This is a genomic window from Vibrio comitans (genome assembly GCA_024346835.1).
Classification (GTDB): domain Bacteria; phylum Pseudomonadota; class Gammaproteobacteria; order Enterobacterales; family Vibrionaceae; genus Vibrio; species Vibrio comitans.
The window spans coordinates 2,211,407-2,236,890 of the sequence record AP024866.1 but is presented as its reverse complement, the minus strand read 5'-3'; the positions used below and the strand labels follow the sequence as shown (position 1 = coordinate 2,236,890).

Annotated in this window: 25 protein-coding genes; 17 read left to right on the top strand and 8 right to left on the bottom strand. The window is 45.7% G+C overall.

The features are described from left to right. The first annotated feature begins 5 nt into the window (after positions 1–5). The gene (locus OCU46_RS10240) at positions 6–620 is read left to right on the top strand and encodes a tRNA-uridine aminocarboxypropyltransferase (protein WP_141272502.1); all 615 of its coding nucleotides are present in this window, start codon (positions 6–8) and stop codon (positions 618–620) included. 9 nt (positions 621–629) lie between these two features. Here OCU46_RS10240 and OCU46_RS10235 read toward each other — a convergent pair whose 3' ends face one another. The 3 genes from OCU46_RS10235 to OCU46_RS10225 all read right to left on the bottom strand — a co-directional run bounded on the left by OCU46_RS10235 (position 630) and on the right by OCU46_RS10225 (position 3,927). Continuing rightward, the gene (locus tag OCU46_RS10235; protein WP_141272504.1) at positions 630–1,943 is read right to left on the bottom strand and encodes an anti-phage deoxyguanosine triphosphatase; all 1,314 of its coding nucleotides are present in this window, start codon (positions 1,941–1,943) and stop codon (positions 630–632) included. Positions 1,944–1,965: 22 nt separating this feature from the next. Beyond that, on the bottom strand, positions 1,966–2,553 hold the full coding sequence (gene yfbR / locus OCU46_RS10230) for a 5'-deoxynucleotidase (protein ID WP_141272506.1): 588 nt from the start codon (positions 2,551–2,553) through the stop codon (positions 1,966–1,968). A gap of 159 nt (positions 2,554–2,712) precedes the next feature. Next, complete coding sequence (locus tag OCU46_RS10225; RefSeq protein WP_141272508.1) at positions 2,713–3,927, bottom strand: pyridoxal phosphate-dependent aminotransferase; 1,215 nt, start codon at positions 3,925–3,927, stop codon at positions 2,713–2,715. Positions 3,928–4,155: 228 nt separating this feature from the next. Here OCU46_RS10225 and OCU46_RS10220 point away from each other — a divergent pair, with 228 nt between their 5' ends. From OCU46_RS10220 to OCU46_RS10195, 6 genes are all read left to right on the top strand, one after another. Then, complete coding sequence (locus OCU46_RS10220) at positions 4,156–5,460, top strand: isochorismate synthase (protein WP_141272510.1); 1,305 nt, start codon at positions 4,156–4,158, stop codon at positions 5,458–5,460. Further along, on the top strand, positions 5,457–7,160 hold the full coding sequence (gene menD / locus OCU46_RS10215) for a 2-succinyl-5-enolpyruvyl-6-hydroxy-3-cyclohexene-1-carboxylic-acid synthase (RefSeq protein WP_141272512.1): 1,704 nt from the start codon (positions 5,457–5,459) through the stop codon (positions 7,158–7,160). Before OCU46_RS10220 ends, menD begins: the two co-directional genes overlap by 4 nt. Before the next feature lie 6 nt (positions 7,161–7,166). Then, positions 7,167–7,979 (top strand): 2-succinyl-6-hydroxy-2,4-cyclohexadiene-1-carboxylate synthase, encoded by an 813-nt coding sequence (menH, locus tag OCU46_RS10210; protein ID WP_244311445.1) that lies wholly within the window; start codon positions 7,167–7,169, stop codon positions 7,977–7,979. 49 nt (positions 7,980–8,028) lie between these two features. Beyond that, entirely contained in the window at positions 8,029–9,024 is a 996-nt protein-coding gene (menC, locus tag OCU46_RS10205; RefSeq protein ID WP_141272516.1) for an o-succinylbenzoate synthase, read from the top strand. A gap of 3 nt (positions 9,025–9,027) precedes the next feature. Beyond that, positions 9,028–10,461 carry an o-succinylbenzoate--CoA ligase gene (menE, locus tag OCU46_RS10200; RefSeq protein WP_141272518.1) on the top strand — a complete coding sequence of 478 codons (1,434 nt, stop codon included), beginning with the start codon at positions 9,028–9,030 and terminating at the stop codon, positions 10,459–10,461. Between the two features lie 133 nt (positions 10,462–10,594). Continuing rightward, complete coding sequence (locus OCU46_RS10195; protein WP_141272520.1) at positions 10,595–10,795, top strand: hypothetical protein; 201 nt, start codon at positions 10,595–10,597, stop codon at positions 10,793–10,795. A gap of 32 nt (positions 10,796–10,827) precedes the next feature. Here the strand turns inward: OCU46_RS10195 and OCU46_RS10190 are convergent, their stop codons facing one another. Continuing rightward, positions 10,828–11,751: a YeiH family protein gene (locus OCU46_RS10190; protein WP_141272522.1), complete on the bottom strand. Its 924-nt coding sequence runs from the start codon at positions 11,749–11,751 to the stop codon at positions 10,828–10,830. A gap of 243 nt (positions 11,752–11,994) precedes the next feature. Here OCU46_RS10190 and OCU46_RS10185 point away from each other — a divergent pair, with 243 nt between their 5' ends. The 4 genes from OCU46_RS10185 (at position 11,995) to OCU46_RS10170 (ending at position 13,731) form a co-directional block, all read left to right on the top strand. Then, positions 11,995–12,870, top strand: coding sequence for a Tim44 domain-containing protein (locus tag OCU46_RS10185; RefSeq protein ID WP_141272524.1), 876 nt, complete (start codon positions 11,995–11,997; stop codon positions 12,868–12,870). Between the two features lie 37 nt (positions 12,871–12,907). After that, entirely contained in the window at positions 12,908–13,066 is a 159-nt protein-coding gene (locus tag OCU46_RS10180) for a hypothetical protein (RefSeq protein WP_167495424.1), read from the top strand. 36 nt (positions 13,067–13,102) lie between these two features. Beyond that, positions 13,103–13,345: a GlsB/YeaQ/YmgE family stress response membrane protein gene (locus tag OCU46_RS10175; protein ID WP_141272526.1), complete on the top strand. Its 243-nt coding sequence runs from the start codon at positions 13,103–13,105 to the stop codon at positions 13,343–13,345. Between the two features lie 92 nt (positions 13,346–13,437). Further along, a complete protein-coding gene (locus tag OCU46_RS10170) occupies positions 13,438–13,731 on the top strand; it encodes a YkgJ family cysteine cluster protein (protein WP_141272528.1) in 294 nt (97 codons plus the stop codon). A 59-nt stretch (positions 13,732–13,790) separates the two neighbouring features. On the opposite strand, the gene pta is transcribed toward OCU46_RS10170, so the two are convergent. After that, positions 13,791–15,923: a phosphate acetyltransferase gene (pta, locus tag OCU46_RS10165; protein WP_141272530.1), complete on the bottom strand. Its 2,133-nt coding sequence runs from the start codon at positions 15,921–15,923 to the stop codon at positions 13,791–13,793. Positions 15,924–16,017: 94 nt separating this feature from the next. Then, positions 16,018–17,214 carry an acetate kinase gene (locus OCU46_RS10160; protein WP_141272532.1) on the bottom strand — a complete coding sequence of 399 codons (1,197 nt, stop codon included), beginning with the start codon at positions 17,212–17,214 and terminating at the stop codon, positions 16,018–16,020. Between the two features lie 331 nt (positions 17,215–17,545). On the opposite strand from OCU46_RS10160, the gene yfbV reads away from it, so the two are divergent. From yfbV to malZ, 5 genes are all read left to right on the top strand, one after another. Then, complete coding sequence (gene yfbV, locus OCU46_RS10155) at positions 17,546–17,998, top strand: terminus macrodomain insulation protein YfbV (RefSeq protein WP_141272534.1); 453 nt, start codon at positions 17,546–17,548, stop codon at positions 17,996–17,998. A 316-nt stretch (positions 17,999–18,314) separates the two neighbouring features. Then, positions 18,315–19,280 (top strand): ABC transporter substrate-binding protein, encoded by a 966-nt coding sequence (locus tag OCU46_RS10150; protein WP_141272536.1) that lies wholly within the window; start codon positions 18,315–18,317, stop codon positions 19,278–19,280. 66 nt (positions 19,281–19,346) lie between these two features. Further along, on the top strand, positions 19,347–20,264 hold the full coding sequence (locus OCU46_RS10145; RefSeq protein ID WP_141272538.1) for an ABC transporter permease: 918 nt from the start codon (positions 19,347–19,349) through the stop codon (positions 20,262–20,264). Next, a complete protein-coding gene (locus tag OCU46_RS10140) occupies positions 20,261–21,055 on the top strand; it encodes an ABC transporter ATP-binding protein (RefSeq protein ID WP_141272540.1) in 795 nt (264 codons plus the stop codon). The genes OCU46_RS10145 and OCU46_RS10140 overlap by 4 nt, the downstream gene beginning before the upstream one ends. A 138-nt stretch (positions 21,056–21,193) precedes the next feature. Continuing rightward, the gene (gene malZ, locus OCU46_RS10135) at positions 21,194–23,035 is read left to right on the top strand and encodes a maltodextrin glucosidase (protein ID WP_141272542.1); all 1,842 of its coding nucleotides are present in this window, start codon (positions 21,194–21,196) and stop codon (positions 23,033–23,035) included. A gap of 93 nt (positions 23,036–23,128) precedes the next feature. Here malZ and dusC read toward each other — a convergent pair whose 3' ends face one another. Next, positions 23,129–24,085 (bottom strand): tRNA dihydrouridine(16) synthase DusC, encoded by a 957-nt coding sequence (gene dusC, locus OCU46_RS10130; RefSeq protein WP_141272544.1) that lies wholly within the window; start codon positions 24,083–24,085, stop codon positions 23,129–23,131. A gap of 142 nt (positions 24,086–24,227) precedes the next feature. On the opposite strand from dusC, the gene OCU46_RS10125 reads away from it, so the two are divergent. Further along, complete coding sequence (locus OCU46_RS10125) at positions 24,228–24,830, top strand: YecA family protein (RefSeq protein ID WP_141272546.1); 603 nt, start codon at positions 24,228–24,230, stop codon at positions 24,828–24,830. Between the two features lie 80 nt (positions 24,831–24,910). Here the strand turns inward: OCU46_RS10125 and dsbB are convergent, their stop codons facing one another. Further along, entirely contained in the window at positions 24,911–25,435 is a 525-nt protein-coding gene (gene dsbB, locus OCU46_RS10120) for a disulfide bond formation protein DsbB (RefSeq protein ID WP_141272548.1), read from the bottom strand. Between the last annotated feature and the right edge of the window lie 49 nt (positions 25,436–25,484).

Below are 25,484 nucleotides of genomic sequence, written 5' to 3'. Positions count from 1 at the left end.
TAACTATGTCCCGATACTGTGAAAGGTGTGGCCGCGCCAAGAAAGCCTGTTTGTGTCAATGGGTTCAGGCTGTTGAAAGCTCTATTGAGGTGGTTATTCTGCAGCACCCTAGTGAGGTGAATCAAGCGAAAGGTACCGCTAAAATTATAGAGTTGAGTGTTTCACCAAGCCATCTTTTAGTTGGAGAGGACTTTTCGACTCACCCTTTGGTCAATCAATGGTTATCTGAGCCAAATACGCTCAATCTAATTCTATTTCCTACTCAGGAATCTGTGGAATTAGAGTGTGTGTTTTCGACTCTACCTAATTATAGTAACACCCGTTTATTTCTGATTGATGGAACTTGGAAAAAAGCGTTCAAGATGTACCAATTATCAAGCAATCTCCATTCGCTGCAGCAGGTCCATTTACCGACGGAATTAAAAGGGCGCTACACCATACGTAAAGCGCCAAAAGAGAATGCGTTATCTACTGTTGAGGCGGCTTATCATGCCCTTACTTTAATGGATGCCTGTGATGCTAAGCCCTTAATTAATGCCTTCGATAAAATGGTAGAGTTTCAGATCTCTCAATTACCTGAAGGCTCTTATGAGAAATACTTTGGCGGCCGCAATCGTTGATCAACAGCGCTAGCTTGCAAACATCTTGGAGTGCATCTTTTGTGCATAACCGTCGGTCATGGCTGAAATATAGTCACAGATGACCCTAAAGCCTTGGTCTTGTTGATCTCTCGCTAACTTCCATTTGTTTTTGGTTGCCTCTGGAAGCAGTCTTTCTGGATCGCCACTCAGTGCTTCAAACAAGTCGATAACCACTTGCTGCCCCTTGTATTCAATTAGCTGAACCTCAGTGGCTTGAATGACATAGTGACTGACGAACCCTTTAAATACGTCCAATACATCAAGCATCGGAGCGTGAAGGGTAGCGTTTAACTGAATAAGAGGGTGGCTAAATTCACAGTCTGTCACCTCAGTGATTTCAGCGCTGGTCAGTAAGGCATTGACGATACTGCCAATGGCATCTTTGCGCAGGTAATGCTCCCCGGAAAATAACTGCTCGCTCAAACGATTTATCTCAGCCTCCATCCAAGGGTGGCCGCAATCGGCTAGCTTGCTGGCTGCAGATTCAAGCCATTGCTGTTTAGAGACTAAGCCTAAAACAATCGCATCTTCGAGATCATGCACGCCATAAGCAATGTCATCGGCGAGCTCCATGATGGAACAATCTAGGGATTTGAAGCGGGTCTTCTTGGTGGCATATCGATTACCAGTATGTACTTTAAGGCTACAGAATGGTTCGATGTCCTGTGAGGGTAACCCTTGTAGGACCCAGTCAAAATAGGTGTTATCAATATCAAACACCCCCTTCGCAGGTGTCCAGCGACTCGCCTTAAGCTGTCTTGGGTTATCTATACCATCGGGTATCGAATCGCGCTCTACTTTGCTCAGTAGTGATGGGTATTTGAGAAGCCCGAGTAAAGTGCGTCGGCACAGGTTCATGCCATGGTGCTGAGTATAGGGTTCAAGCTGGCTGACGATTCTGAAGGTTTGCGCATTGCCTTCAAATCCGCCGTGTTCACGCATCATATAATTGAGCGCCACTTCACCGCCGTGCCCATACGGGGGATGGCCAATGTCATGGGCAAGGCACAACGTTTCAATCAAGCTGGTAGTGGGAAGTATCGAAAGAAGCTCAGGGTGCTTTGATTGCAATTGAGCCAGAATCCCCGAGCCAATTTGTGCCGCTTCTAGAGAGTGTGTCAGTCGGGTGCGATGAAAGTCATTGCTACCCGTGCCATGGATTTGAGTTTTGGCTTGTAAGCGCCTAAAGGCGGCAGAATGCAGCACTCTTGCCCTGTCTCTTTGAAATGGGTCTCTGTGATCATTGAGCCGTGCTTTATGCTCTTCGTTTATACGCTGTTGCCAGAGGCTTTCTACTTCCATGTGATTCAACTACTTTGTTGGATTAACTGATCTCATCAAGGGTTAGCTCGAAGCTCGCCGAGAAGGTTTTCAAGAAATAACACATTTCCGGAGAATCTCTCTCTTGCAGTGTTTGCTCTAGACGTCGCTTGGCTGCTGCAAATTCATGGTTCCCAGCAGAGAGTTCTTCCAGACACTTTAGATAGGCGCAAATGCAGTCAGCTTGCTTCACCAACGAGTGTTCCTCGTCAGTGGCCTCCCCGCTAATAAGAAACGGCTTAAAGTCTTCCATTAGCTCTTCTGGAACCATAGACAGAAGCTTCTCTTCCGCTGCAGCCTCAATCTTTTTGTACTCTTTAGCGATATAGGGGTTGTAGTATTTCACCGGGGTAGGGAGATCACCTGTGAGAACCTCACTACTGTCGTGATACATACCCAGTACTGCAATACGTTCTGGATTGACATTACCATCGAATTTTTTGTTTTTGATGATGGCAAGTGCATGCGCAACAAATGCGACTTGAAGGCTGTGTTCTGAGATGTTTTCCTTGGAAACAGAACGCATCAATGGCCAGCGCTGAATAAGCTTCATTCTAGCTAAATGGGCAAAAAAGTGGCTTTCTTTGTGCATGCTAATCAACCTTGTAGTAATACCAATCGTAGTAAATAACTGTTCAGCCTAGCTGGCCGTTATACTTGATAACGGCGTTTTCCTTGCGCTATTTCTGACACTTACTTACTGTGATTGGTATAAGACAAAAAAAGAGGCACTAGGCCTCTTTAACGTAAGTTATTGTGTGTACTGAGTGATGAAGCGCTCGAAGCGTCCTATCGCCACTTCGAGGTCTTCGATATGTGGCAAGGTCACAATCCTAAAGTGGTCAGGCTTAGGCCAGTTAAACCCTGATCCCTGAACTAATAGCACTTTCTCTTGTTTCAAAAAGTCTAGCACCATTTTTTGGTCATCATGAATTTTGTAGATCTTAGGATCTAGCTTAGGGAACAGATACAGTGCACCTTTTGGTTTTACACATGACACTCCCGGAATTGAGGTGATCATGTCAAATGCTTTATCTCGTTGCTCCAACAGTCGTCCGCCTGGCAATATCAACTCGTTGATACTTTGGTATCCACCTAAAGCGGTTTGCACTGCATGTTGCATGGGTACGTTGGCACACAGTCGCATGGATGACAGCATATCTAAGCCATCGATATAGCCTTTTGCGAGGTGTTGTGGGCCCGTAATGAACATCCAGCCACTGCGGAAACCACAAATACGGTATGCTTTCGAAAGACCATTGAAGGTGACCATCACTACGTCGTCTGCCAGAGTGGCAATTGAGGTGTGAGTGGCTCCATCGTAAAGAATTTTGTCGTAGATTTCGTCGGCAAAAATAATGAGGTTGTGCTCGCGAGCGACCTCAATGATTTGCAGTAATAGATCGCGACTGTAGACCGCTCCGGTCGGGTTATTAGGATTGATAAGAACCAGTCCGCGCGTTTTCGGGGTGATCTTCGACTTGATATCGGCGATATCAGGGAACCAATCAGATTGCTCATCACATAGGTAATGAACTGGGTTACCACCCGATAATGAAACTGCTGCTGACCACAAAGGATAATCAGGCGCAGGTACCAGTAATTCGTCGCCATTATTTAGCAGGGCTTGCATCGCCATCACGATCAACTCGGAGACGCCATTACCCATGTAAACATCTTCAACGTCTAATGAACGCAACCCTTTTTTCTGATAATACTGAACCACAGCCTTACGAGCAGAGTAAATACCTTTAGAGTCACAGTATCCCTGAGAGGTTGGTAGGTTTCTCAGTACATCGACTAGAATTTCATCAGGGGTATCAAAACCAAATGGGGCAGGGTTGCCGATATTTAGTTTAAGAATTTTATGCCCTTCTTCTTCCATGCGTTTAGCATGTTTGAGTACGGGACCACGAATGTCGTAGCATACATTATCGAGTTTTGATGACATCTCGATATTTTTCATTGTTAACCCTTAGAGTTTATCGATGTTAATAGTGTCAAATTACACCAAATTGGTAATTTTGAGTAGAAAAATCTGTACCCAAACCATTGAGTTACGCCCATTTCAGAGCTTAAATTTATGTTTGCTCTACAATTGTAGTTGTCCTGCTTGATTTGGCTAATCAGTCGCCCTAGAGTATGCGCACGAACAGGGTAAATCTTAAGAGAAAATAGAGAGTTAGAGGTCACATTGTCTCATCTTGCAAATGCTATTAAACAACTCGCCCAACAAGTTGAATCCGCGCCTAGCGATGTCTGCCGTGTAGAGGTGGCCATCGAAGAATTGAGTGCTGATTCTGTCCTGCCATGGATGGGAAACCAATCTTTGTACCCAAAATTTTATTGGCAGTCTCGTGATACCACCGAAGAAGTGGTTGCCTTGGGTCAGGCTAGAACCTTTAACGAGATCAACCCTGCTTATTCGGTACTCAATCAGGGCCAGAGAATTTGGGGCGGGTATGCCTTTCCTTATAAAGAGATGAAAGGACGCTGCCTGAACTCATTCTTCTTTTTACCTCATATTGAGCTAGTCAGAAGAAAGCAGGATTGGTTTTTAGCCGCTAATTTGATGGAAGATAGAGATGCTGTGCGTCGCGCTGTTTATCGCCTCAATGGCGATTTGATGCAGCTTTCTGAACAACTGCCGGCAGTTCGTGATGTTCTGCATACTCCGAATAAAGAGTTATGGAATGACAATGTCGAATTGGCATTAGAGACTATTCATAATAGTGACTTGAAAAAAGTGGTTTTGGCTCGTCAAAGTACCATTAAACTAGACTCTGCACTGCAAGGCATCGAATTATTAGCGTTGAGTCGTAAGCAAAACCGCCACAGCTTTCATTTTTTATTCCAGCTTGAAGAGGGCCATTCGTTTATTGGTTCGACTCCCGAGCGATTATACAGTCGCCGCGGTCAACTGATTGAAACCGAGGCGCTAGCAGGCACCATAGGCCGACACAGTAATCCAGCGCAAGACTTACAATTGGCTAATTGGCTAATCAATGACAAAAAGAATCTGCAAGAGAATCAGTACGTGGTCGATGATATCGTCGAAAGCTTGGCTCCTTTTTGTTCCAATATTGAGGTGGAAAGTGAAGCTCGTTTGGTGCGCCTTCGCCGTGTTCAGCATCTAAAACGTCACATACAGGCTGAGCTAACCAAACATGCAGATAGAGGTCGGCTTCTGCAAGCCCTGCAACCGACTGCGGCAGTCGCAGGACTACCTAGACGTCTTGCTTTAGAGTTTATTGAGCGACATGAGCCGTTTTCACGAGCTTGGTATAGTGGTTCTGTAGGGTATATTAGCGAGCAGAGCGCAGAATTTTGCGTTGCTATCCGAAGCGCGCTAGTTCAAGAAGACAATCTGCATTTGTTTGCAGGGGCAGGCATCGTTCCTGGCTCGCAAGCTGAACATGAATGGCAGGAACTGGATAAGAAAATGTCGACACTATTAAGTCTCATCACAGAGCAAAGTGTATTGGAACAGGCTTCATGAGTAGGCTATCACTTGATAGCTTATCGCAAGCACAAACTAACAGAGTGTGGTCGGCAGTTCTACTTGAGGAAGCGACCCGCTTTGGCGCTAAGCATGTGTGTATTGCTCCGGGCTCTCGCTCGACACCGCTAGCGCTTGAATCCATAGAGCAGAGCCATCTCACTTTGCATACTCATTTTGATGAGCGTGGCTTGGGCTTCTTTGCTTTGGGTTTGGCGAAGGCAACACAAACACCCGTTATTGTTATTGTTACCTCAGGCACAGCAGTCGCTAACTTACTTCCTGCGGTTGTTGAGGCAAATCTTACTGGCGAAAAACTTATTTTTATGACAGCTGACCGGCCAATACAATTAGTTGGTGTTGGCGCGAACCAAGCCATTGTCCAACAAGGCCTATTTTCAAGTCATGTCGTTTCAGAGCTCAACCTTCCAAGCCCAAGTGTCTCTACAAATGTGCGTTGGTTACTCTCACAGTTTGATGAAGCACTGCATGTTCAGCGTGATAATGGCGGCCCAGTGCATATCAACTGCCCGTACCCTGAACCTCTTTATGTAGAAGGTTGTCCTTCGTTACCAGAGCTTGATGCTCTGCCTTTGAATTGGCTCAATTCGCGTGAAACCTTTGTGAAAAAGGAACGATATACTCACTCTGACGCCTTTGCTGAGTTTCTAGATGCTAACAAAGATAGCAAAGGGCTAATTATTGTTGGCCGACTTCCATTTGAGCAGTCAGTGAAGGTCAAGCAATTGGCACAGCAACTAGGCTGGCCAGTATTGTGCGATCCTCAGTCAGGTATAAGCTCTGAATGGCAAGGCTATGACGTATGGCTGCAAAATGACGAAGCTAAGGCTCAGTTGGCGCAATGTGAGGCGGTTATTCAGTTTGGTGCTAGGCTGGTTTCAAAGCGATTGTTGGCGTTTTTGAAGCAGCAGGTCATGGAACAGGACTTTAAGGCGTATGCGTTGCTTAGTGACGAGGCCGGGTCTTTAAATCCAGACTATTTACCAATGCAGCGATTTTCAGCAAAGTGGCATATCGATAGCCCGCTCTCCTCACAAAGTTACGGCTGGGCGAACGGCTTGAAGTCCTACTCTGAACAGGTTACCACTGAGACGCGTAAATTATGTCGTGATGATATTACTGAACTAGAGATCACGCATCGGCTTTGTGAGATCACCGATGGCTATCAGCTGTTCCTTGGCAACAGTCTTGGTGTTCGCTTGGTAGATATGGTGTCTGATAGCTTGAATGTCGAAGCCTATTCAAATAGGGGAGCGTCAGGGATCGATGGCATTATTGCAACTAGTGCAGGAGTGGCCGCAGGCTCAAATAAACCAACCCTAACGTTAATTGGCGATACCTCATTACTGCATGACCTTAACTCTCTCTCATTGATAGCGGATAAGGGCAGTATTGTGTTGGTATTGAACAATGACGGGGGGGCTATCTTTGATCTGCTGCCTGTGGATGAGAACTACAAACAGCGCCTGTACCAGATGCCTCATGGCTATCAATTCAAACACGCTGCGCAGCAATTTGGTATGCGTCATGAACAACCTGCAACTTGGCAACAGTTAAAACAAGTCGTTGCCGATTTTGAGTCATCAGGTTCTCGCTCGCTTTTGATTGAGGTTGTTACTCCACCTAATGAGGCATCCCATCACATAAAAGCGTTAGTTTCTGCTTTCAAAGGGCACTGATTGCCCTTGTCTGTTAGTACTTCATCACCTTTACTCCCTCTTAGAGCTTTAACAAGTGCTCCCACAGCACGTCTGGTCTTTGTGCATGGCTTTTTGGGAAGCCGTGCAGATTGGAAGTCAGTGGTTCAGTATCTTCCTGATAGTGTAGATGCGTATGCCTTAGATCTTCCCGGACACGGCAGCGTTAAGCAATTGCGTCCTAAAAACTTCAAGGGTTTTGTCGAGCACATAAAGGCACAACTGCAATACCTTCCTGACGATGGCACGCCATTGTTCTTGGTGGGGTATTCACTTGGCGCGCGGTTACTGATGCATTTGGCGGTTCAACTTGATGACGATGAACGTTCGATTGCCGGATTTGTGATCGAGGGTGGAAACTTTGGCCTGCAACAAGAGTCAGAGATAGAGTCCCGTTGGGAAAACGATTATCGCTGGATCGCTCGTTTTAGAGAGCACCCCCTAACTGAAGTACTTAATGACTGGTATCAACAGAGCATATTTACTTCACTGACTTCTGTGCAAAGAAAGAGGCTGATTGAAGAGCGAACACGCAACGATGGTGAGGCTTTGGCTGAGGTTATGTCAGTGACTTCATTGGCTAAACAAGACTACTTGTTACCATTGCTGCTAAGCACACAACACAAGATCTACTATATTGCAGGTGAGAATGACGAGAAGTTTTGTCGGTTGTATGAGTCTAGCAAGGTTGATTATGAGGTAGTTTCGGGGGCAGGACATAATGCTCATAAAGATCAACCTAACAAATATGCCAAAAAATTGACTCAACTCTTATCCCTAAGAGACACAGACTCGTTATGATGCCCCCCGATTGGTGCTTCCACCAATGTTGGCTTAGGAAACAATAACTATGAGAAAAGCTAATTTATATCGTTATCAGTTAGAGATGGATAGCGGTGTTATATTGCGTGAACAACGATTAACTCAGCGAGAAGGTTGGGTTGTAGAACTACTTGAAGATGGCCGTGTTGGCCGTGGTGAGGTTGCCCCCCTAGTTGGATTTAGCCATGAAAGCATGGACCAAGCATTTTTTGAGCTGGTCGCTCGACTTGAAAAATGGATTGCAGGTGAGGCTTTAAATAGTAACTGCCACTATCCTTCTGTCGCATTCGGTTTATCTATGGCTGAGTATGAATTGAAAGGCTTACTGAGCGAAGAAGGCAATTATCAAGCGGCACCCTTGTGCAATGGCGATCCTGATGACTTGATTCCGGCACTTGATGCGATGCAAGGTGATAAAGTTGCGAAGATCAAAGTAGGTCTGTATGAGCCTATACGTGATGGAATGCTGGTCAGCTTGTTTTTGGAATCAGTCCCTGATTTACAACTTAGACTTGATGCGAATCGTGCTTGGGATCTGGACAAAGCAAAGCTTTTTGCAAAAAAAATCAAGCCATCACAGCGCTCGCGAATTCAATATATTGAAGAGCCATGTCGTGCTCCTGGAGATAGCCTAACCTTTGCTATCGAAACCGGAATTGCCATCGGTTGGGATGAGACACTACAAAACGGTGTAATGAACCCTGACTTCAATCTAGAGTTTTTGACTGGTGCTAAAGCCATTGTGATCAAGCCGATGCTGATTGGTAATATTGATCGTTGCATTCAGTTAATTGAAAAGGCACAAGCTGCAGGTTTAATGGCAGTGATCAGTTCGAGCATCGAATCAAGTTTAGGCTTAGATCAGTTGGCTCGTTTTGCGCATCAGTTTACGCCAATGACCACTCCAGGTTTAGATACCTTACAGCTGTTTAAAGAACAGCTACACACGCCGTGGCCTGGTAGCGAATTACCAGTGAGAAGCCTTAGCTCTCAAACCCTAGTCTGGCACCAGAGCTCGGAATAGCCTTTGTTAGCGTCCATTTTTGAGCAGTGCTCACCTCTTTCCCATTGGAGTTATTTGCCTCATGGGGAAGGGGTAACAAAATCCATCCATCCAAACCGACCTGCGCTACAAGCTGCCTCTGTTGACTATTCATGGTGTGAGCTGTCTGGCTATGTTGCCAATGTTCAAAAGCAGCTTTTTTCTCAGGGCTTAGAGAGTGGCGATGTGTTGCTGGTGGTCACTGCACACAGTTCCTTTGAGTGCTTAATTGTTTATCTAGCAGCATTGCAAAGCGGCATCATTGTGGCTTTTGTACCTGTGCTTCCCCATGCGGAATTGATCAAGCGAAGTACTATTCTAAGTAGCTCGGCGAGCTTTGTCTGTCCCTCAGTGAAAGACCAATCTATTGAGTTTGCAAACACTCTTGTGATTGATTTCTTGGAAGTTAAAAATGAGAAGCAGCAGCGCTACGGGAAATTTCGTTCATCCAATATAGCGAGCTTGATTTTCACTTCGGGATCGACGGGAGAACCTAAGGCTGTAGCGCATACCGCGGAGAATCACCTTACTTCTGCTGGTGGATTAAAAGGCGAATTTAGTTTTGATCGCAGTAGCACTTGGCTTCTATCTTTGCCCCTGTTCCATGTTTCTGGCCTTGCCATAGTATGGCGCTGGCTACTGAGTGGTTGCTGCCTGCGTTTGAAACAGGGAAAAGGATTGGCGCTTGAAGGGGTGACTCACACCTCAATGGTGCCAACGCAATTGCTGAGAGTATTAGAAGAAAACAAAACGATTGAACTAGAGCGCGTTTTGCTTGGTGGAGCCATCATACCGCACCAGCTAGCCAGTTTGGCTAAAGAGCGTGGTGTCGATACTTGGGCAGGCTATGGCCTTACTGAGATGGCGTCTACGGTAACAGCCAAACGTGTGGATGAGATTGATACGGCAGGTAAGGCACTCCCTCACCGACAAGTTAGAGTGCAGGAGCAACGAATTTTTGTTCGCGGAGATACCTTAGCGGCAGGTTATTGGCGAAGAGGAACGTTACATCCACTGCAGTTGGTCGACGGTTGGTTTGATACTAAAGACCTTGGGCAGTGGTACAACGATGAATTGGTGATCCTTGGGCGAGCGGATAACCAATTTATTTCCGGTGGCGAGAATGTGCATTGTGAAGAGATAGAACGAGTATTACTTAAACACTCGCTTGTTCAGCAAGCGTTTATTGTGCCCGTCGCTGATAGGGTCTTTGGGCATCGACCTGTTGCTGCTCTATCACTAAATGAAACAAAGTTAGACACTGGCTTGGAGTCTGAACTGCAGGTGCTGTGTCAATCCCACTTGCAAGGCTTTAAACACCCCATTGCGTATTACACCATTCCCGAAGAATTACTTGGTCATGGGATTAAGATCTCTAGGGCTCAATTGAACGATTGGGTGTTGAATAAAAGGCAGTAATCACCACTTAAAATCATTTTGTTATGACTTAGAGCGAAAGGTGATTTTTTAATCTGTTCGCATGCAGTCATAATTCTATTCCAGTAAACAAGGAACCGAAGGAAGCATCTTCCTTCGCCAAATGGAATGAATTATGTATGCTCTTTGGGCTCTAGTGGCTTTATCCCTTGCTATCGCACTCTCTGATAATGGTCTGATAGGCTCTATTGCCGAAGCCGTTGGTTTTGTTTTGGTGTTATGCATAGCGATAAAATTTGGTCGCACTAACAGCAAAAAAAGCAGCCATCGTATGCTGTCTCGCGTTAAACCAAGTCACTATGACAAGGTGCTGTAGAGCAAAATCAAATTGCTAGAGTCGATAACCCCTTAGTAAAGCAGCCATACTAGTGTGCCAATAGAAATGGCTAGCCATAATCCGACACCAAATAATAAGGGCTTTAGCCCTGCTTCTTTAACTTGCTCTAATGAGATGGCGGAACCAATCAAGAACAAGCAGGCGACGAGTGTTTGCTTAGCCACAGAGAAGGTCATGTGGTACAGAGTCTCAAATTGAGGTAAAAGGTCACTAACGACTACCGCTGCAATATACAGAAAGATAAAGGTAGGGATCTGTAGCTTCTGTTTTCCTTTTCCAAAGTACCACGCACTACCCAGAGCAACAGGGATGATCCATAGCGCTCTCGCGAGCTTTAGGGTGGTCGCCGTTCTTAGAGCCTCTTCTCCATAGGCGCCTGCAGCACCCACTACCGATGAGGTATCGTGAATAGCAATAGCCGCCCAAACTCCAAAGGTATGCTGATCTAAATTCAGTGCATGGCCTATGACAGGAAATACGAACAGCGCCACAGAATTAAGAACAAAGACAACCGCGAGCGCTAAGCCAGTTTGATTGGCGTTGGCATTGATTGCAGGAGAGACTGCAGCAATGGCGCTACCACCACAAATAGCAGTGCCACTAGAGATCAGGTAGCCGGTCTTTTTATCTAAGCCTATCTTGATAGCGATCCAGGTTCCCAATATCAGCGTAACAAAGATAGTGGTAATGATAAGCCCAATCCCGCTTGAGGTTGCTTTAAATGCCTCAGAAAGGGAAATACCAAAACCCAGTCCAATAATTGAATAGCTCAGCAGTTTTTTGGTCCACTTGGCAAGAGGGACATTGGTTGGTACCCAACCGAGTTGCGAGAGAATTAATCCTAGAATTAGGGCTGAAGGCGATTGCAACCAAGGCGTGAAACAAAGGACTAATACCACGAAAAATGGAATATGGGACTTAGAGAAGTGCTGCATGGGTTCGATGTCTGGAAAATTCAGACCTTTATGATAACGAGCGTCACCACATTTCGCGAATTAATGTGCTTTTTAGCACTCAAAGTTCTATACAAAATAACGTATATTCCATCTGGTGATTAAAAAGAGTGTGATCCAGTGCGATATTGCAATAAACTTTAACAACTCAATGTCGAAACTAAGTTCAAATTCTGAACTCTAATAGGTAGTATTGAGCAGATTCTTAATAAAGAAAGAGAGAATATGAAACGCATTTTTTCGATTATGGCTGTATTGCTAGTAACAGTTTCCATGGTGTACGCACCGGTTTCTGAAGCTAAGCGATTTGGCGGCGGTAAGTCTTTTGGTAAGAGCTTTAAAACAGCACCTGCACCAAGGGCTCAACCTACAAACACGAATTCAGTGAATAACCAGGCCACACAAACTTCTCGTAAGGGCGGTTTAATGGGTGGCTTGATGGGAGGACTCCTAGCCGGTGGTCTTCTAGCTGCGTTCTTTGGTGGAGCATTTGAAGGTATCCAGTTCATGGATATCCTGATCATGGGTTTGATTGCATTCTTTGCATTCAAATTCTTGCGAGGCATGCTGGCGTCAAAAGCCGGTAGCATGAATCAGCAACGTGCGGCTTACTCAAACGGCCCTCAAAGTAACACTCAGTTCCGACAGGAAGCAGAGCCTCAACCTTTCTCGCAGCCTGCTCCTGGTGCTGGGTTTGGTAGCACTGCGCAATCTGACGTGCCACACAACTACCCGCCGGGTTTCGACCACGCAGCGTTTGTGAACGGTTCACGTGAGCACTACCGTATTCTGCAAGGTGCATGGAACCACAATGAGCTAGAGACGATTCGTGAATACGTGTCGGAAAGCTTGTTTGATGACCTGAAATCTGAGCGTGCTTCACTGCAAGGTGAGCAACACACAGACGTGATGTTCGTGGACGCTGAAATCGTTCGTGCAGATTACGATGCAAACAAAGCACAGCTTAGCTTGCAGTTCTCTGGTCGTTACCGTGACACTATTGAAGGTGTGGAAGAAGATATCAATGATATCTGGCACCTTGAGCGTGACCTGACAGTGCAAAACGCACCTTGGTTGATTGTTGGTATTCAAGCTAACTAACTCAACTGACGTTAACGTGTTATCAAAGGCCTGAGCTATGCTCAGGCTTTTTTTGTTTGGGGTGGTAGCAATCAGACCTGTGCGCTCTAAGGTTCCAGCTCAAGGCTGGAATGACGTTGTGTTTAGGTTGGGTTGGGAGCGACTTCAATCCACTTCTAAATCGCACCTATTTTCCATCCTGCCGATCGTCAACTAACCTTACAGTCTGATTACGTTGAGGGGGATGCACGTTATGGGCTTTATTCTGTTCTTGTTGATTGGTGCGTTAGGGGGTTGGCTCGCGGGCAACTTTATGAAGGGTGGCGGCTTTGGCTTGGTCGGCAACATTGTGGTCGGCATTCTTGGCGCAATCTTCGGTGGCTTTATCTTTAAAATCTTGGGGTTGACCGCTGGTGGCCTGGTGGGATCCTTAGTCATGGCAACAGTTGGTGCAGTATTACTACTGTACATCGTCGGATTAGTTAAAAAGGTGTAGGCGGGCACTTGTACTCGCTGCATAGGCAGAACACTTCGATATCACAGCGTAATTGGCGTATGATGCGGCAAGAATTTTAGAAGTAGAGCGCTATGGACACAATCCCTATTAAACAAGAGTCTGACCCAGAAGTAAGCTGCAATACTTGCCGCGCTTGTTGTTGTCGATTAGAGGTGATGATTATCACCGATACAGGCGTCCCCGAAGAGCATATAGCCCGGGATAAGTGGGGAGGGGAGACTATGCTTCGTTTAGATGATGGATGGTGCTCTGCAGTAGATAGAGAAACACTAATGTGTACTATCTATGAAAATCGCCCATGGATTTGCCGCGAATTCGAGATGGGTTCGTACGAGTGTCGCAACGAATGGCAACCTAGAGGTTAGCTTCCAATAAAAAGGGTCGGTATAAACCGACCCTTTTTCATTTCAGCAAACAGTAATAATTACTGAGTTGCTTGAATTGCTGTTAGAGCAACAGTGTAAACGATGTCGTCTACTAGTGCGCCACGAGACAAGTCATTTACTGGCTTACGCATGCCCTGAAGCATTGGACCAATAGAGACTAGGTCTGCTGAACGCTGTACCGCTTTGTAAGTTGTGTTACCAGTATTTAGGTCTGGGAATACAAATACAGTTGCTTTACCTGCTACAGGAGAGTTAGGTGCTTTAGAAGCCGCTACGTTCTCCATGATTGCTGCATCGTACTGTAGAGGACCATCGATCACTAGATCAGGACGCTTCTCTTGAGCAAGTTTAGTTGCTTCACGTACTTTATCTACGTCTGCACCTTTACCTGACTCTCCAGTAGAGTAAGAAATCATTGCAACGCGTGGGTCGATACCGAATGCTGCTGCAGAATCAGCAGATTGGATAGCGATCTCAGCAAGTTGCTCAGCTGTTGGATCTGGGTTGATTGCACAGTCACCGTATACCAATACTTGATCAGGCAGAAGCATGAAGAAGATTGAAGAAACGATAGACGCATCAGGTGCAGTCTTGATGATTTGGAACGGAGGTACGATAGTGTTGGCTGTGGTATGAACCGCACCAGATACTAGACCGTCTACTTCGTTTGCTTCCAGCATCATAGTGCCTAGGAATACTGAATCTTGTAGTTTCTCGCGAGCTACAACTTCAGTCATGCCTTTCTTAGAGCGAAGCTCTACTAGACGAGCAACGTAGTTTTCACGTACAGCATCAGAGTCGATGATCTCAACGCCAGCGCCTAGCTCAACACCTTGTTGTGCTGCAACGCGACGGATTTCGTCAGGGTTACCAAGAAGCACACAAGTTGCGATACCGCGCTCAGCACAGATAGCTGCAGCTTTAACAGTACGTGGCTCATCACCTTCAGGAAGAACGATACGCTTGTTAGCACGACGAGCAAATTCAGTTAGCTGGTAACGGAATGCTGGTGGGCTTAGGCGACGAGATGCAACTACACCTTCAGTTAGCGAGTCAATCCATTGGCCATCGATGTTGCCAGCTACGTGATCGTTGATGAACTCAATACGCTCTTTATCGTCAGCTGGAACTTCTAGGCTAAAGCTTTGTAGGTTAAGAGAAGTCTGCCAAGTGTTGCCCTGTGCCTTGAAGATAGGAAGGCCAGCATCAAATGCAGGTTGGCAAAGACTACGGATTTCTTCAGGGATGTCATAGCCACCCGTTAGAAGTACTGCACCAATATCTACGCCGTTCATAGCAGATAGAGCTGCTGCAACGATTACGTCTGGGCGATCAGCTGAAGTTACCAATAGAGAGCCTGGTTTGAAGTGCTCGATCATGTTTGGTAGAGAGCGTGCACAGAATGTGATGCTCTTAATACGACGCTTATCGATTTCGCCTTCATTGATGATGTCAGCATTAAGGTGCTTAGCCATATCAATTGCACGAGTTGCAATTAGATCAACTTTCCAAGGCACGCAACCTAGAACGCGCACAGGGCTAGAGTTGATGATTTCCATTGCTTTGACGTCAGCTTGTTTTGCAATGTCGCTTTCATCAAAGATCTCAGATAGATCAGGACGTGTGCGGCCAGCTTCGTCAACAGGAGCATTTACTTTGTTTACGATAACACCAGAGATGTTTTTGTTTTTCTTGCCGCCGTAGTTTGAAACTACGAATTCGATACGCTCAGCAAGTTGTGCTGCATTGTACGTGCCAGGGGTAGCAACAAATACGATTTCAGCACCTAGAGTTTTAGCAATCTCTGCGTTGATCTGGTGAGCAAATGTGTGCTTACGAGTAGGAACTAAACCTTCAATTAGAGTAACGTCTGAATCATTAATGCTGTTATAGCGCTCAACGATAGTCTCTAAAAGAATGTCAGTTTGTTCGTTACGGATAAGCGATTGTGTTTCATCCATTGGCATTGGGGTGCCAATCTTGATGTCATTGTTTGACTCAAGGATGGTTGATGTTAAATCAGGTTGGTTTCCGCCAGTACGTGGTTGAGCGATAGGCTTGTAAAACGATACGTTTACGCCTTTACGCTCCATTGCACGAATAATACCCATGCTAACACTAGTAAGACCAACACCAGCGCTAATCGGGACAAGCATAATGGTACGAGACATAGTCTGAAGACCTCGAAATGTAATAAAAAGTCTCAGCTGGGGGACAGCTGAACCGAAACAAAACGGGTGAGGAAGACCTCACCCGTTTTAAATATTAAAGACCAGCTAGACGAGCTGTGTCTTCTGCAATAACTAGCTCTTCGTTAGTAGAGATAACCATTGCTGGGATGCGGCTGTCAGCAGAAGTGATAGTACCTTCGCCACCGAAGCGAGCTTTAAGGTTTGCTTCACCGTCTACTTCAATACCGAATACGCCAAGACGGTTAAGAACCATCTCACGAATTGGAGCAGAGTTTTCACCGATACCACCAGTGAATACGATAGCGTCTAGACGACCTTCTAGAGTTGCAGTGTAGCCAGCAACGTACTTAGCTAGGCGGTGGCAGAATACGTCCATCGCACGAGTTGCTTCTTCTTTCTCACCGTAGTTGTCTTCAACGAAACGACAGTCAGAAGTCACTTCAGTTAGACCTTGTAGGCCAGACTCTTTAGTTAGCATAGTGTTGATTTGATCAACTGTGTAACCTAGAGAATCGTGCAGGTGGAAGATGATAGCTGGGTCGATGTCACCACAACGAGTACCCATCACTAGACCTTCAAGAGGAGTTAGACCCATAGAAGTGTCTACAGACTTACCGTTTTTGATTGCACAAACAGAAGCACCGTTACCTAGGTGACAGTTGATGATGTTTAGCTCATCAGCAGGTTTACCTAGTTGCTCAGCTGTTTCGCGAGCGATGAACAGGTGAGAAGTACCGTGCATACCGTAGCGACGGATACCGTGCTCTTTGTATAGGTTGTATGGAAGAGCGTACAGGTAAGCTTCTTCAGGCATAGTCTGGTGGTAAGCAGTATCGAATACAGCAGACATTGGAAGTGCAGGGAATGCTTTTTGAGCTGCCTTGATACCAACGATAGCTGCTGGGTTGTGTAGAGGTGCAAGAGCTGCACAGTCTTCGATACCCTTAACAACGTCTTCAGTGATAAGCGCTGATTCAGTGAATTTCTCACCACCGTGAACAACGCGGTGGCCGATAGCACCAAGTTGGTCAGAAAGTTCTGGTTTAGAAGCTAGGATAGTGTCTACGATAAAAGTTAGCGCTTCATCGTGTGCCGCACCGTTGCCAAGTGCTGCTTCGTGTTTGCCGTCCAGTTTCCACTTGATACGTGCTTCAGGAAGGTGCAGACACTCTGCAAGACCAGTAAGATGCTCTTCGCCGTTGTCCGCGTCAACGATAGCGAATTTAAGGGAAGAACTACCGCAGTTTAAAACTAAAACTAGCTTTGACATGTTTGTTTACCTGTATTTCATCTGATTATTCAGAAAGAATGAATTTAGTCTTCAAGAGTAGTCGAATTTCGCTGTTGAAATACTACTCTGGTTTTAATTGCAACAATTTCCCTTTGTTGACCGTATATACCTTTCAAGATACGTTTTACAATCCTTGCTAACACGCCTCGCTCTCGCCTAATATGTAGTTAGGCATGGTGCTATGGACGAGACGCTGACAAGGATAGCGATAATAGGCAAATATAACAAAAAAAATTGAAATTTCTTTATCTTTTATCAATTTTTTGTGGTTATTTTTTAAATCTTAAACTTTTTTTTAGCGGTTTTGGGTATGGTTGAGAAAGTAGGAATGCTTCACAGATTGAAAGACGGTCAGATATACATGGACCTTTGGCCCATGCGAAAAGAGCTTTCGCCGTTGTTTCCCGAGCATCGTGTGATTACAGCCACTCGATTTGGTGTAAGAGTTATGCCTGCAGTTGCAGCCATTAGCGTTCTAACACAACTCACCTTCCAGAATGGCGCTGGGCTATCGCAAGCGATTATCGTTGCTTTATTTGCTATCAGTTTGCCAGTTCAAGGTTTCTGGTGGTTAGGCACTCGCTCTAATACGCAATTACCACCTGCACTTGCCAATTGGTATCGAGAGATCCATCAAAAGATTTTGGACTCCGGGGCTGCGCTAGAGCCAGCAAAAGCAAAACCGCGCTACAAAGAATTAGCTCAGCTACTGAACCGAGCGTTCAGACAGCTTGATAAAACTGTTTTAGAGCGTTGGTTCTAACCCTTCTCGAATTTAATCCGCTAACACCTCATTACCTGAGCGCGCTTGTTTGAGTTTGGCGCGCTCACCTAGTTTCATATTCTTTTATTCAAACTGCCTTTTTGTGTGACATTTCCTTAACATTTCCACAAATAAGAGAGCTAAGTCACTTTGTTCGCTTTTGTTTTCTAACTCTTACTGGTAATAATAGATGCCTAGAGTGCTCTAATTTGATTAAAGAAACATCGATAAAAACCAATATTTGATGCTTGTTTGTTCAATGTGACCTCTAAAAGGACATTTAATTCAGCTCTGTTGGCTGATTCAAGGAGTGAAAATGAAGACAAATAAGATGATTGCCACCGCATGTTTAGTCGGTGCTGCCCTTCTATCTAGTACCAGTGTTATGGCAAAAACAGCTAAGGTGGCGGTCTCTCAGATAGTCGAGCACCCAGCATTGGATGCGACGCGACAAGGTTTGCTTGATGGTTTAAAAGCAAAGGGTTACGAAGAAGGTAAGAACCTAGAGTTCGATTATAAAACGGCTCAAGGCAACCCTGCCATTGCGGTGCAGATTGCTCGCCAGTTCGTGGGTGAAAATCCAGATGTATTAGTAGGTATTGCTACACCAACGGCTCAAGCGTTGGCGTCTGCGACTCGCGACATTCCTATTGTGTTTACGGCTGTTACTGATCCAGTAGGCGCTAAACTTGTTCCTCATCTAGATAAACCGGGCAAGAATGTCACAGGTCTATCTGATCTATCTCCAGTAGCTCAGCACGTTCAGTTAATCCAAGAAATACTTCCTGATGTACAAACCATTGGTGTGGTGTACAACCCAGGCGAGGCCAATGCGGTGAGCCTAGTTCAATTACTAAAAGCAGCGGCAAAAGAAAAAGGCCTAACGGTTATCGAATCTACGGCTCTGAAGAGTGCGGATGTATTGTCTGCCACTCAAGCCATTGTTGCAAAAGCTGATGTTATTTACGCCCCAACGGATAACACCGTAGCAAGTGCAATCGAAGGGATGATTGTTGCAGCTAACCAAGCCAACAAGCCTGTCTTTGGCGGAGCCACGTCATACGTTGAGAAGGGAGCAATTGCGAGCTTAGGCTTTGATTACTACCAAGTCGGTGTACAAACCGCAGACTATGTTGCTGCAATCCTAGACGGCAAAGACCCTGGCTCATTAGATGTGAAAATTGCTGAAGGTTCTGATATCGCAATCAGCGAAACAGCAGCTAAAAAGCTAGGCATTAGCATTCCTCAATCTGTTGTAGCGCGAGCTACCCAAGTTAAATAAGTAAGTTAGCCAGCCTAATGGCTGGCTTTTCCACTTTGTGGGGCTTAGAGCAGCGAAGGAGTATGTATGTCTGCTTTTGCATTTTTTGGGGCACTTGAACTTGGGCTGGTCTACGGACTTGTTGCATTAGGTGTTTATCTTACTTTTCGCGTTTTAGATTTTCCGGATCTTAGCGTAGATGGCTCTTTTCCAATGGGGGCTGCTGTTGCTGCCACCGCCATAGTCGCGGGTATTAACCCTTGGCTGGCAACAGGAATGGCCATTGTGGCAGGAGCAATGACCGGATGGGTAACGGCTTTTCTTGCGGTACGCTGCGGCATTTTACATTTGCTCGCGTCGATCCTTACCATGATCGCTGCCTTCTCAATCAACATTCGTATTATGGGCAGACCCAACGTTGCATTGTTGGGTGAAGAAACCATTCTTACTCCCTTTGAGAGTATCGGCGATCCCATGTTAATTCGCCCTTTAGTGGTGGGCATTCTCGTTCTTCTTGCAGCCGTGTTTATTATCCGACTGCTTAATAGTGATTTTGGCCTTGGCCTTAGAGCGACAGGTGTAAACGCGCGCATGGTGCGAGCGCAGGGTGGAAGTACCTCTTTCTATACCTACTTTGGCCTTGCTTTGTCTAATGGTTTTGTTGGCTTTGCGGGAGCACTATTTGCTCAAACTAACAGTTTTGCTGATGTAACATCTGGAGTAGGGACCATAGTTGTGGGCTTAGCTGCCGTGATTTTGGGACAGACTCTTATCCCTGGACGAAAAATCTGGGTAGCCGTAACAGCAGTTATTGTCGGCTCTGTCTTGTATCGTTTGGCGGTAGCCTTTGCGCTCAGTTCAGGTATGTTTGGCCTACAAGCCTCCGATCTTAACTTAGTCACGGCTGTTTTGGTCGCAGTGGCACTGATTGCACCTAAGATGAAAGCCAAATACAAAGCGAAACAGAAACTGCAACAAGCGCGCACTGGTAAGGAGGTGGCATGATTGAGTTAAGTAATATCCAGGTCACCTTTAACCCTGGAACTATTTTGGAAAACAGAGCGTTGCGAGGCGTCGACCTTGTCGTTCCTGAGCATGAGTTTTTAACTGTTATTGGTTCAAACGGTGCTGGGAAATCTACCTTGCTAGGGGCTGTAACTGGCGAAACTCCCATGGTAGGGGGCAGCGTAGTTATCGATGGCATTGATGTCACGCGCCGTACGGTTGATCAAAGAGCGAGTTTATGTGCTCGCGTGTTCCAAGATCCTTTGGCGGGGACGTGTGGCGACCTGACGATTGAAGAAAATATGGCACTTGCCTACCGCCGAGGCCACCGACGTGGTTGGAGCTTGGCATTGTCGAACAAGCGTAGAAAACTATTCCAAGATCGTATCTCTATTTTGGGGTTGGGATTAGAGGATAGGCTTGGCGATAGCATAGGACTTCTTTCTGGTGGTCAACGGCAAGCAGTGAGTTTGATCATGGCGACGCTATCAGACAGTAAGCTTTTATTATTGGATGAACACACAGCAGCACTTGACCCTCGTATGGCGGCATTTGTGATTGATCTTACCAAGAAGGTAGTGAAAGAGTTTGACCTGACTGCGATGATGGTAACGCACTCAATGAAGGACGCTTTGGCCTGTGGTGACCGCACTGTGATGCTGCACCAAGGCGAGATCGTATTGGATGTTGCCGGAGAGCAACGAGCAAATATGGGCGTTCCTGATTTGCTGGAAATGTTCAGCAAAGTTCGCGGTGAAGAACTCACTGATGATGGACTGCTACTTAGTTAATTGTTACTTAGTTAGCCGATAACACTATTTTATTATCTCTACAAAGCGTGATCTCGCCTTGATATGCGGTGGATTGCGCTTTTTTATCCCCTAATAATTCTCTAATTTGTGGGCAAATCGTTCCGTTTCGGAGTTTGTATGCAAAGCCCATTTCTGTTTCATCCTCAATCAAGTGATAGCCTTACCTTTGATGGTACCCATTTAATCGCAACGCTGTTTATTGAGCCAATGGATGATATTCAGCAAGTTGTTATCAGGCATGAGCCGGATAATGAACAGTTTTATATTCCAATGTCTCAGATTAAAGATGCTTCCAAGGGACGACTGCAGGTATGGCAGGCTCGCTTTCCTATTAATGAAGATAGAGATGTCACTCATTATGTGTTTAAGGTTCAGACTAGCACTGCTCAGTATTGGCTAGATGCGCGCGGTACGTCTAATCGTATTCCGCCAAAGGAGTATCACTTTAAATTCAACGCCCAGCACCGCCCAGCGGATTGGGTTCAGAGCCAAGTGTTTTATCAAATATTTCCAGACCGCTTTTGTAATGGTAACCCAGAGATTGGTGTTTCTAGTGGTGAGTACAGCATCAAAGATGGGGCTGTGCCTGCTGTTAAATCCGAATGGGGCTCGCCAATTAACAATGATGAATCAATGTCTGTTCAGTTCTTTAATGGGGATATTGCAGGTGTTTACTCTAAGCTGGATTACCTGCAGGATTTAGGCGTAACCACCTTATACCTCAACCCTGTATTTAGCTCTCTTAGCAACCATAAATACGATACAACAGACTACTTCAATGTGGATCCGCACATTGGTGATAACGAAGAACTTGCTGAGCTATGCCAAGAGGTTCACCGTCGTGGAATGAGAATCGTGTTGGACGCGGTGTTCAATCATACTTCTGCTGAGCACCCTTGGTTTGATAAGAGTGGCAAAGGCACCGGCGGAGCCTACCATAACCTTGATTCCAAATATCGAGACTATTACTTTTTTGATGGTGAGTCGCAAAACTATGAGGGGTGGAACGGCGTTCAAAATCTGCCAGTGCTTAACTTCGAGCACCCTGAAGTGCGCGATTATATTTATGACTCTGACTCGGCTGTTATTAAGCATTGGCTCCGCCCTCCGTATAGTATCGATGGCTGGCGTTTTGATGTTATTCATATGCTAGGCGAGGGCAAAGGTGCCTATAACAATGCACACTATGTGAAGGCATTTCGTGATGCCACCAAACAAGAAAATAGTGAGGCACTCGTTCTTGGTGAGCACTTTTTTGAGGCAACCTCATGGCTTCAAGGTGACCAAGAAGACGGTGCAATGAACTATTACGGGTTTGCTCACCCGGTACGCGCATTTTTTGCCAATCAAGATATCGCCTATGACCCGATTTCTTTGACCAGTCATGAATTCCAGCAATGGCTATTGGAAGCCAAAGCAAAGGTTCCTTGGCACAACCAGTTGGCACAGCTAAACCAATTAGACAGTCATGATACCGCGCGCTTTATTACCTTGTTGAAGGGGGATGAGGACAAAATGCGCCAAGCAGGTTTGTTCTTGATGGCTTACATTGGTGTGCCATGCCTTTACTACGGCACTGAAGTAGGCCTGGAAGGTGAGAACGATCCCGATAACCGCCGTACTTTCCCTTGGGAGCGTATTGAGCATTCTCAATGGGTACCATTCTTCAAGCAAATGTTGGCGTTGAGGCACAAGTATAAGTCGCTGCAAAGCGGGGATTTGCACTTCTTTGAAAGTCAAAATGGGCAACTTGCCTTTGCTCGAACCTATGGTGATGAACAGCTAGTGGCTCTGTTTAATAGCAGTGATAAACCGACTGAGTTTCGTGTGCCAGTGTGGCAATTAGGGTTAGAGGCTAGCTCAGCCGAAAGTGTGCTGTCTCAGGAAAAAGTATCAATTGAAAATGGTGAATTGGTGATGACCCTTAGCAGAAAAGGGTGTGATTTAATCAAGCTATAACCCTTTGACCGCGATAAAGAAAACGACCTTTACGTCACTATATCAATAGTGTTAAAGGTCGTTTAATGAATCTTTGGTCTTAGAATTAAGATATTAAGCGCTGGCTAACAACTCGTGATGATAGCGCTTGATATATTCCACGATAGGCTCTGCTTTGTTGTAAGTGCGAATGCTGTGGAATAACTCTTTCGCCTCAGGGTACTGCTGACGAAGATATGAAAACCACTGTTTTACACGGTTAGGGTAATACAGCCCTTTGTCGCCTTTCATCTCATATTCTGAGTATCTTAGTAACAGGGATACAACTTCACTCCACGGCATAACGGTTTGGTTGTGCTTAACGACATTGCCAAGATTTGGCACATTAAACGCACCGCGGCACACCATTAGAGAATCAATACCCGTTGTTTCAATACAGCGTTGCCCGTCTTGGTAATTCCAGATTTCGCCATTGGCAATGAGTGGCATCTTGGTGTGTTGGCGGATCTTATTGAGGTAATCCCAACGGATCTGATCGGCGCGATAACCGCCTTCTTTGGTTCTTGCGTGTATGGTTAACTCACTGGCACCGGCACTTTCTACTGCATCTACGATCTCGAAGCAATCATCTGGATTTTCCCAGCCAAGACGGATCTTGGCGGTCACAGGGATCTCACTCGGAACGGCCTCACGACACGCATTGATGATTTGATACATGAGCTCAGGCTCTTTTAATAGAACTGCACCACCTTTACTCTTATTAACTAGGCGAGCAGGGCAACCAAAGTTTAGGTCGATTCCCGCAGCCCCAAGATTAAAGGCTTTGTGAGCATTTTCTGCCATCCACTGTGGATGTTGACCAAGAAGCTGCAAGTGTACCGGTGTTCCAGACTTTGTCTTGGAGCCTTGCAAGAGCTCAGGGCAAAGTTTGTAAAATGAACGGTCCGGTAATAATTGGTCGCTGACACGCACAAACTCAGTGACGCATAAGTCAAAATCGTTGATGTCAGTGAGGATTTCTCGCATTAAGTGGTCGAGAACGCCCTCCATAGGGCCAAGTACGAGACGCATTTTATTTACCTTTGTTTGCAGGAGGGCGGATCTTAGTGGGTTTTGAGCAAAATGTCACCGACAAAGTGAACGAGTGGTTGGCACTGTAGCGAACTAGGCTATTTTCACTCATACTAGAGAAAATTTTTATAGAGTAGATTTCATGAGTGATTTGATTAGCTTGCCTGAGAGTGTTGCGGAGAGTTGTTACTTTTGGGAGGGCGCTATTTTAGCGGCTAACTTGACGGTGAAACCGCTAGAGCCAGAAGTGTGGGCGGCTGAGTTGTGTGGTGAAGACTTTGAAGCAGTAAAGCCGGGCATCATCGAGCATATCAATGCCCAATACGGCAAACTAAAAGCCAATCAATACTCTGTGCTTGAGCTAACCAATAATGACTCTGAACACTTGGCTGATTTAGCCGAAGGCTTTTTAGCAATATGGCCGATTGTGGAACAAGAATGGCAATCCACAGAGATTGCTGATGGCACGGCAAGAATGTTATCGGCTTTGCTAACGACATTATCGCTACTGGTTGATGAAGAGCAAACTCATCAACAGATGAAGCAAGTTGGCTATGAAGAGTTACCTCAAATCACCGATCTTCAGCCTCAACTTGATTTGATGATCAACGAGGTAGCACAGGCTGCCGATGAGCTTATGGTGGGAAATAAAAGCCAAACGCTTAACCCATTCAAAGGAGTAGGTCGCAATGACCTATGCCCTTGTGGTAGTGGTAAGAAATTTAAAAAGTGTTGCGGGGCTTAAAATCAGCAGACCCTAGTATCTAGATAAGCATAAAAAACGACTGCCAAAAGGCAGTCGTTTTTTTTAGTCTGTACGTCAAATTAAGCTGACTTTTTCTTTAGGCCAACAAATTGAAGTAGTGTAAATAGGATTGCAACACCTAAGCTCGCTCCAAAAATAACCACCAGCCATTGTGGCATTGAGAGATCTAAGAACTGCCACACAATTTTGCTGCAATCACCTGAAGGCTCGAACATCCAAGGTACCCATTGGTCTAGCGGTGCCCAGCTTGGAAAGTTGACAAAGATATCGCAAGTCTTAAACGGTGATGGATGAAATTGATAGTCAACGTGCTCAAGAGCCAGCATTAATCCTTTGTAGCTAGAGGCAATCCAGCCAACTAAGCCTAAGCCACGAATGATGGAATTTTGTGGTTTGCATAAGCCAACGGCTGCGGCAACTGCAATGCCTAGCATAGCGACTCTTTCATAAATGCACATAACGCAGGGTGCGAGTAACATTACGTGTTGAAAATAAAGAGCACATAGCTCAAAGGCGATCATTGCAAGTAGCAGAAGTAGCCACGACAGGCGTGAGCGAGAGAATTGATACAGGTTCTCGAGCATGAATTGATTTCCTTATACGCACATCTTCCATGCGCAAAAAAGCCGGCGA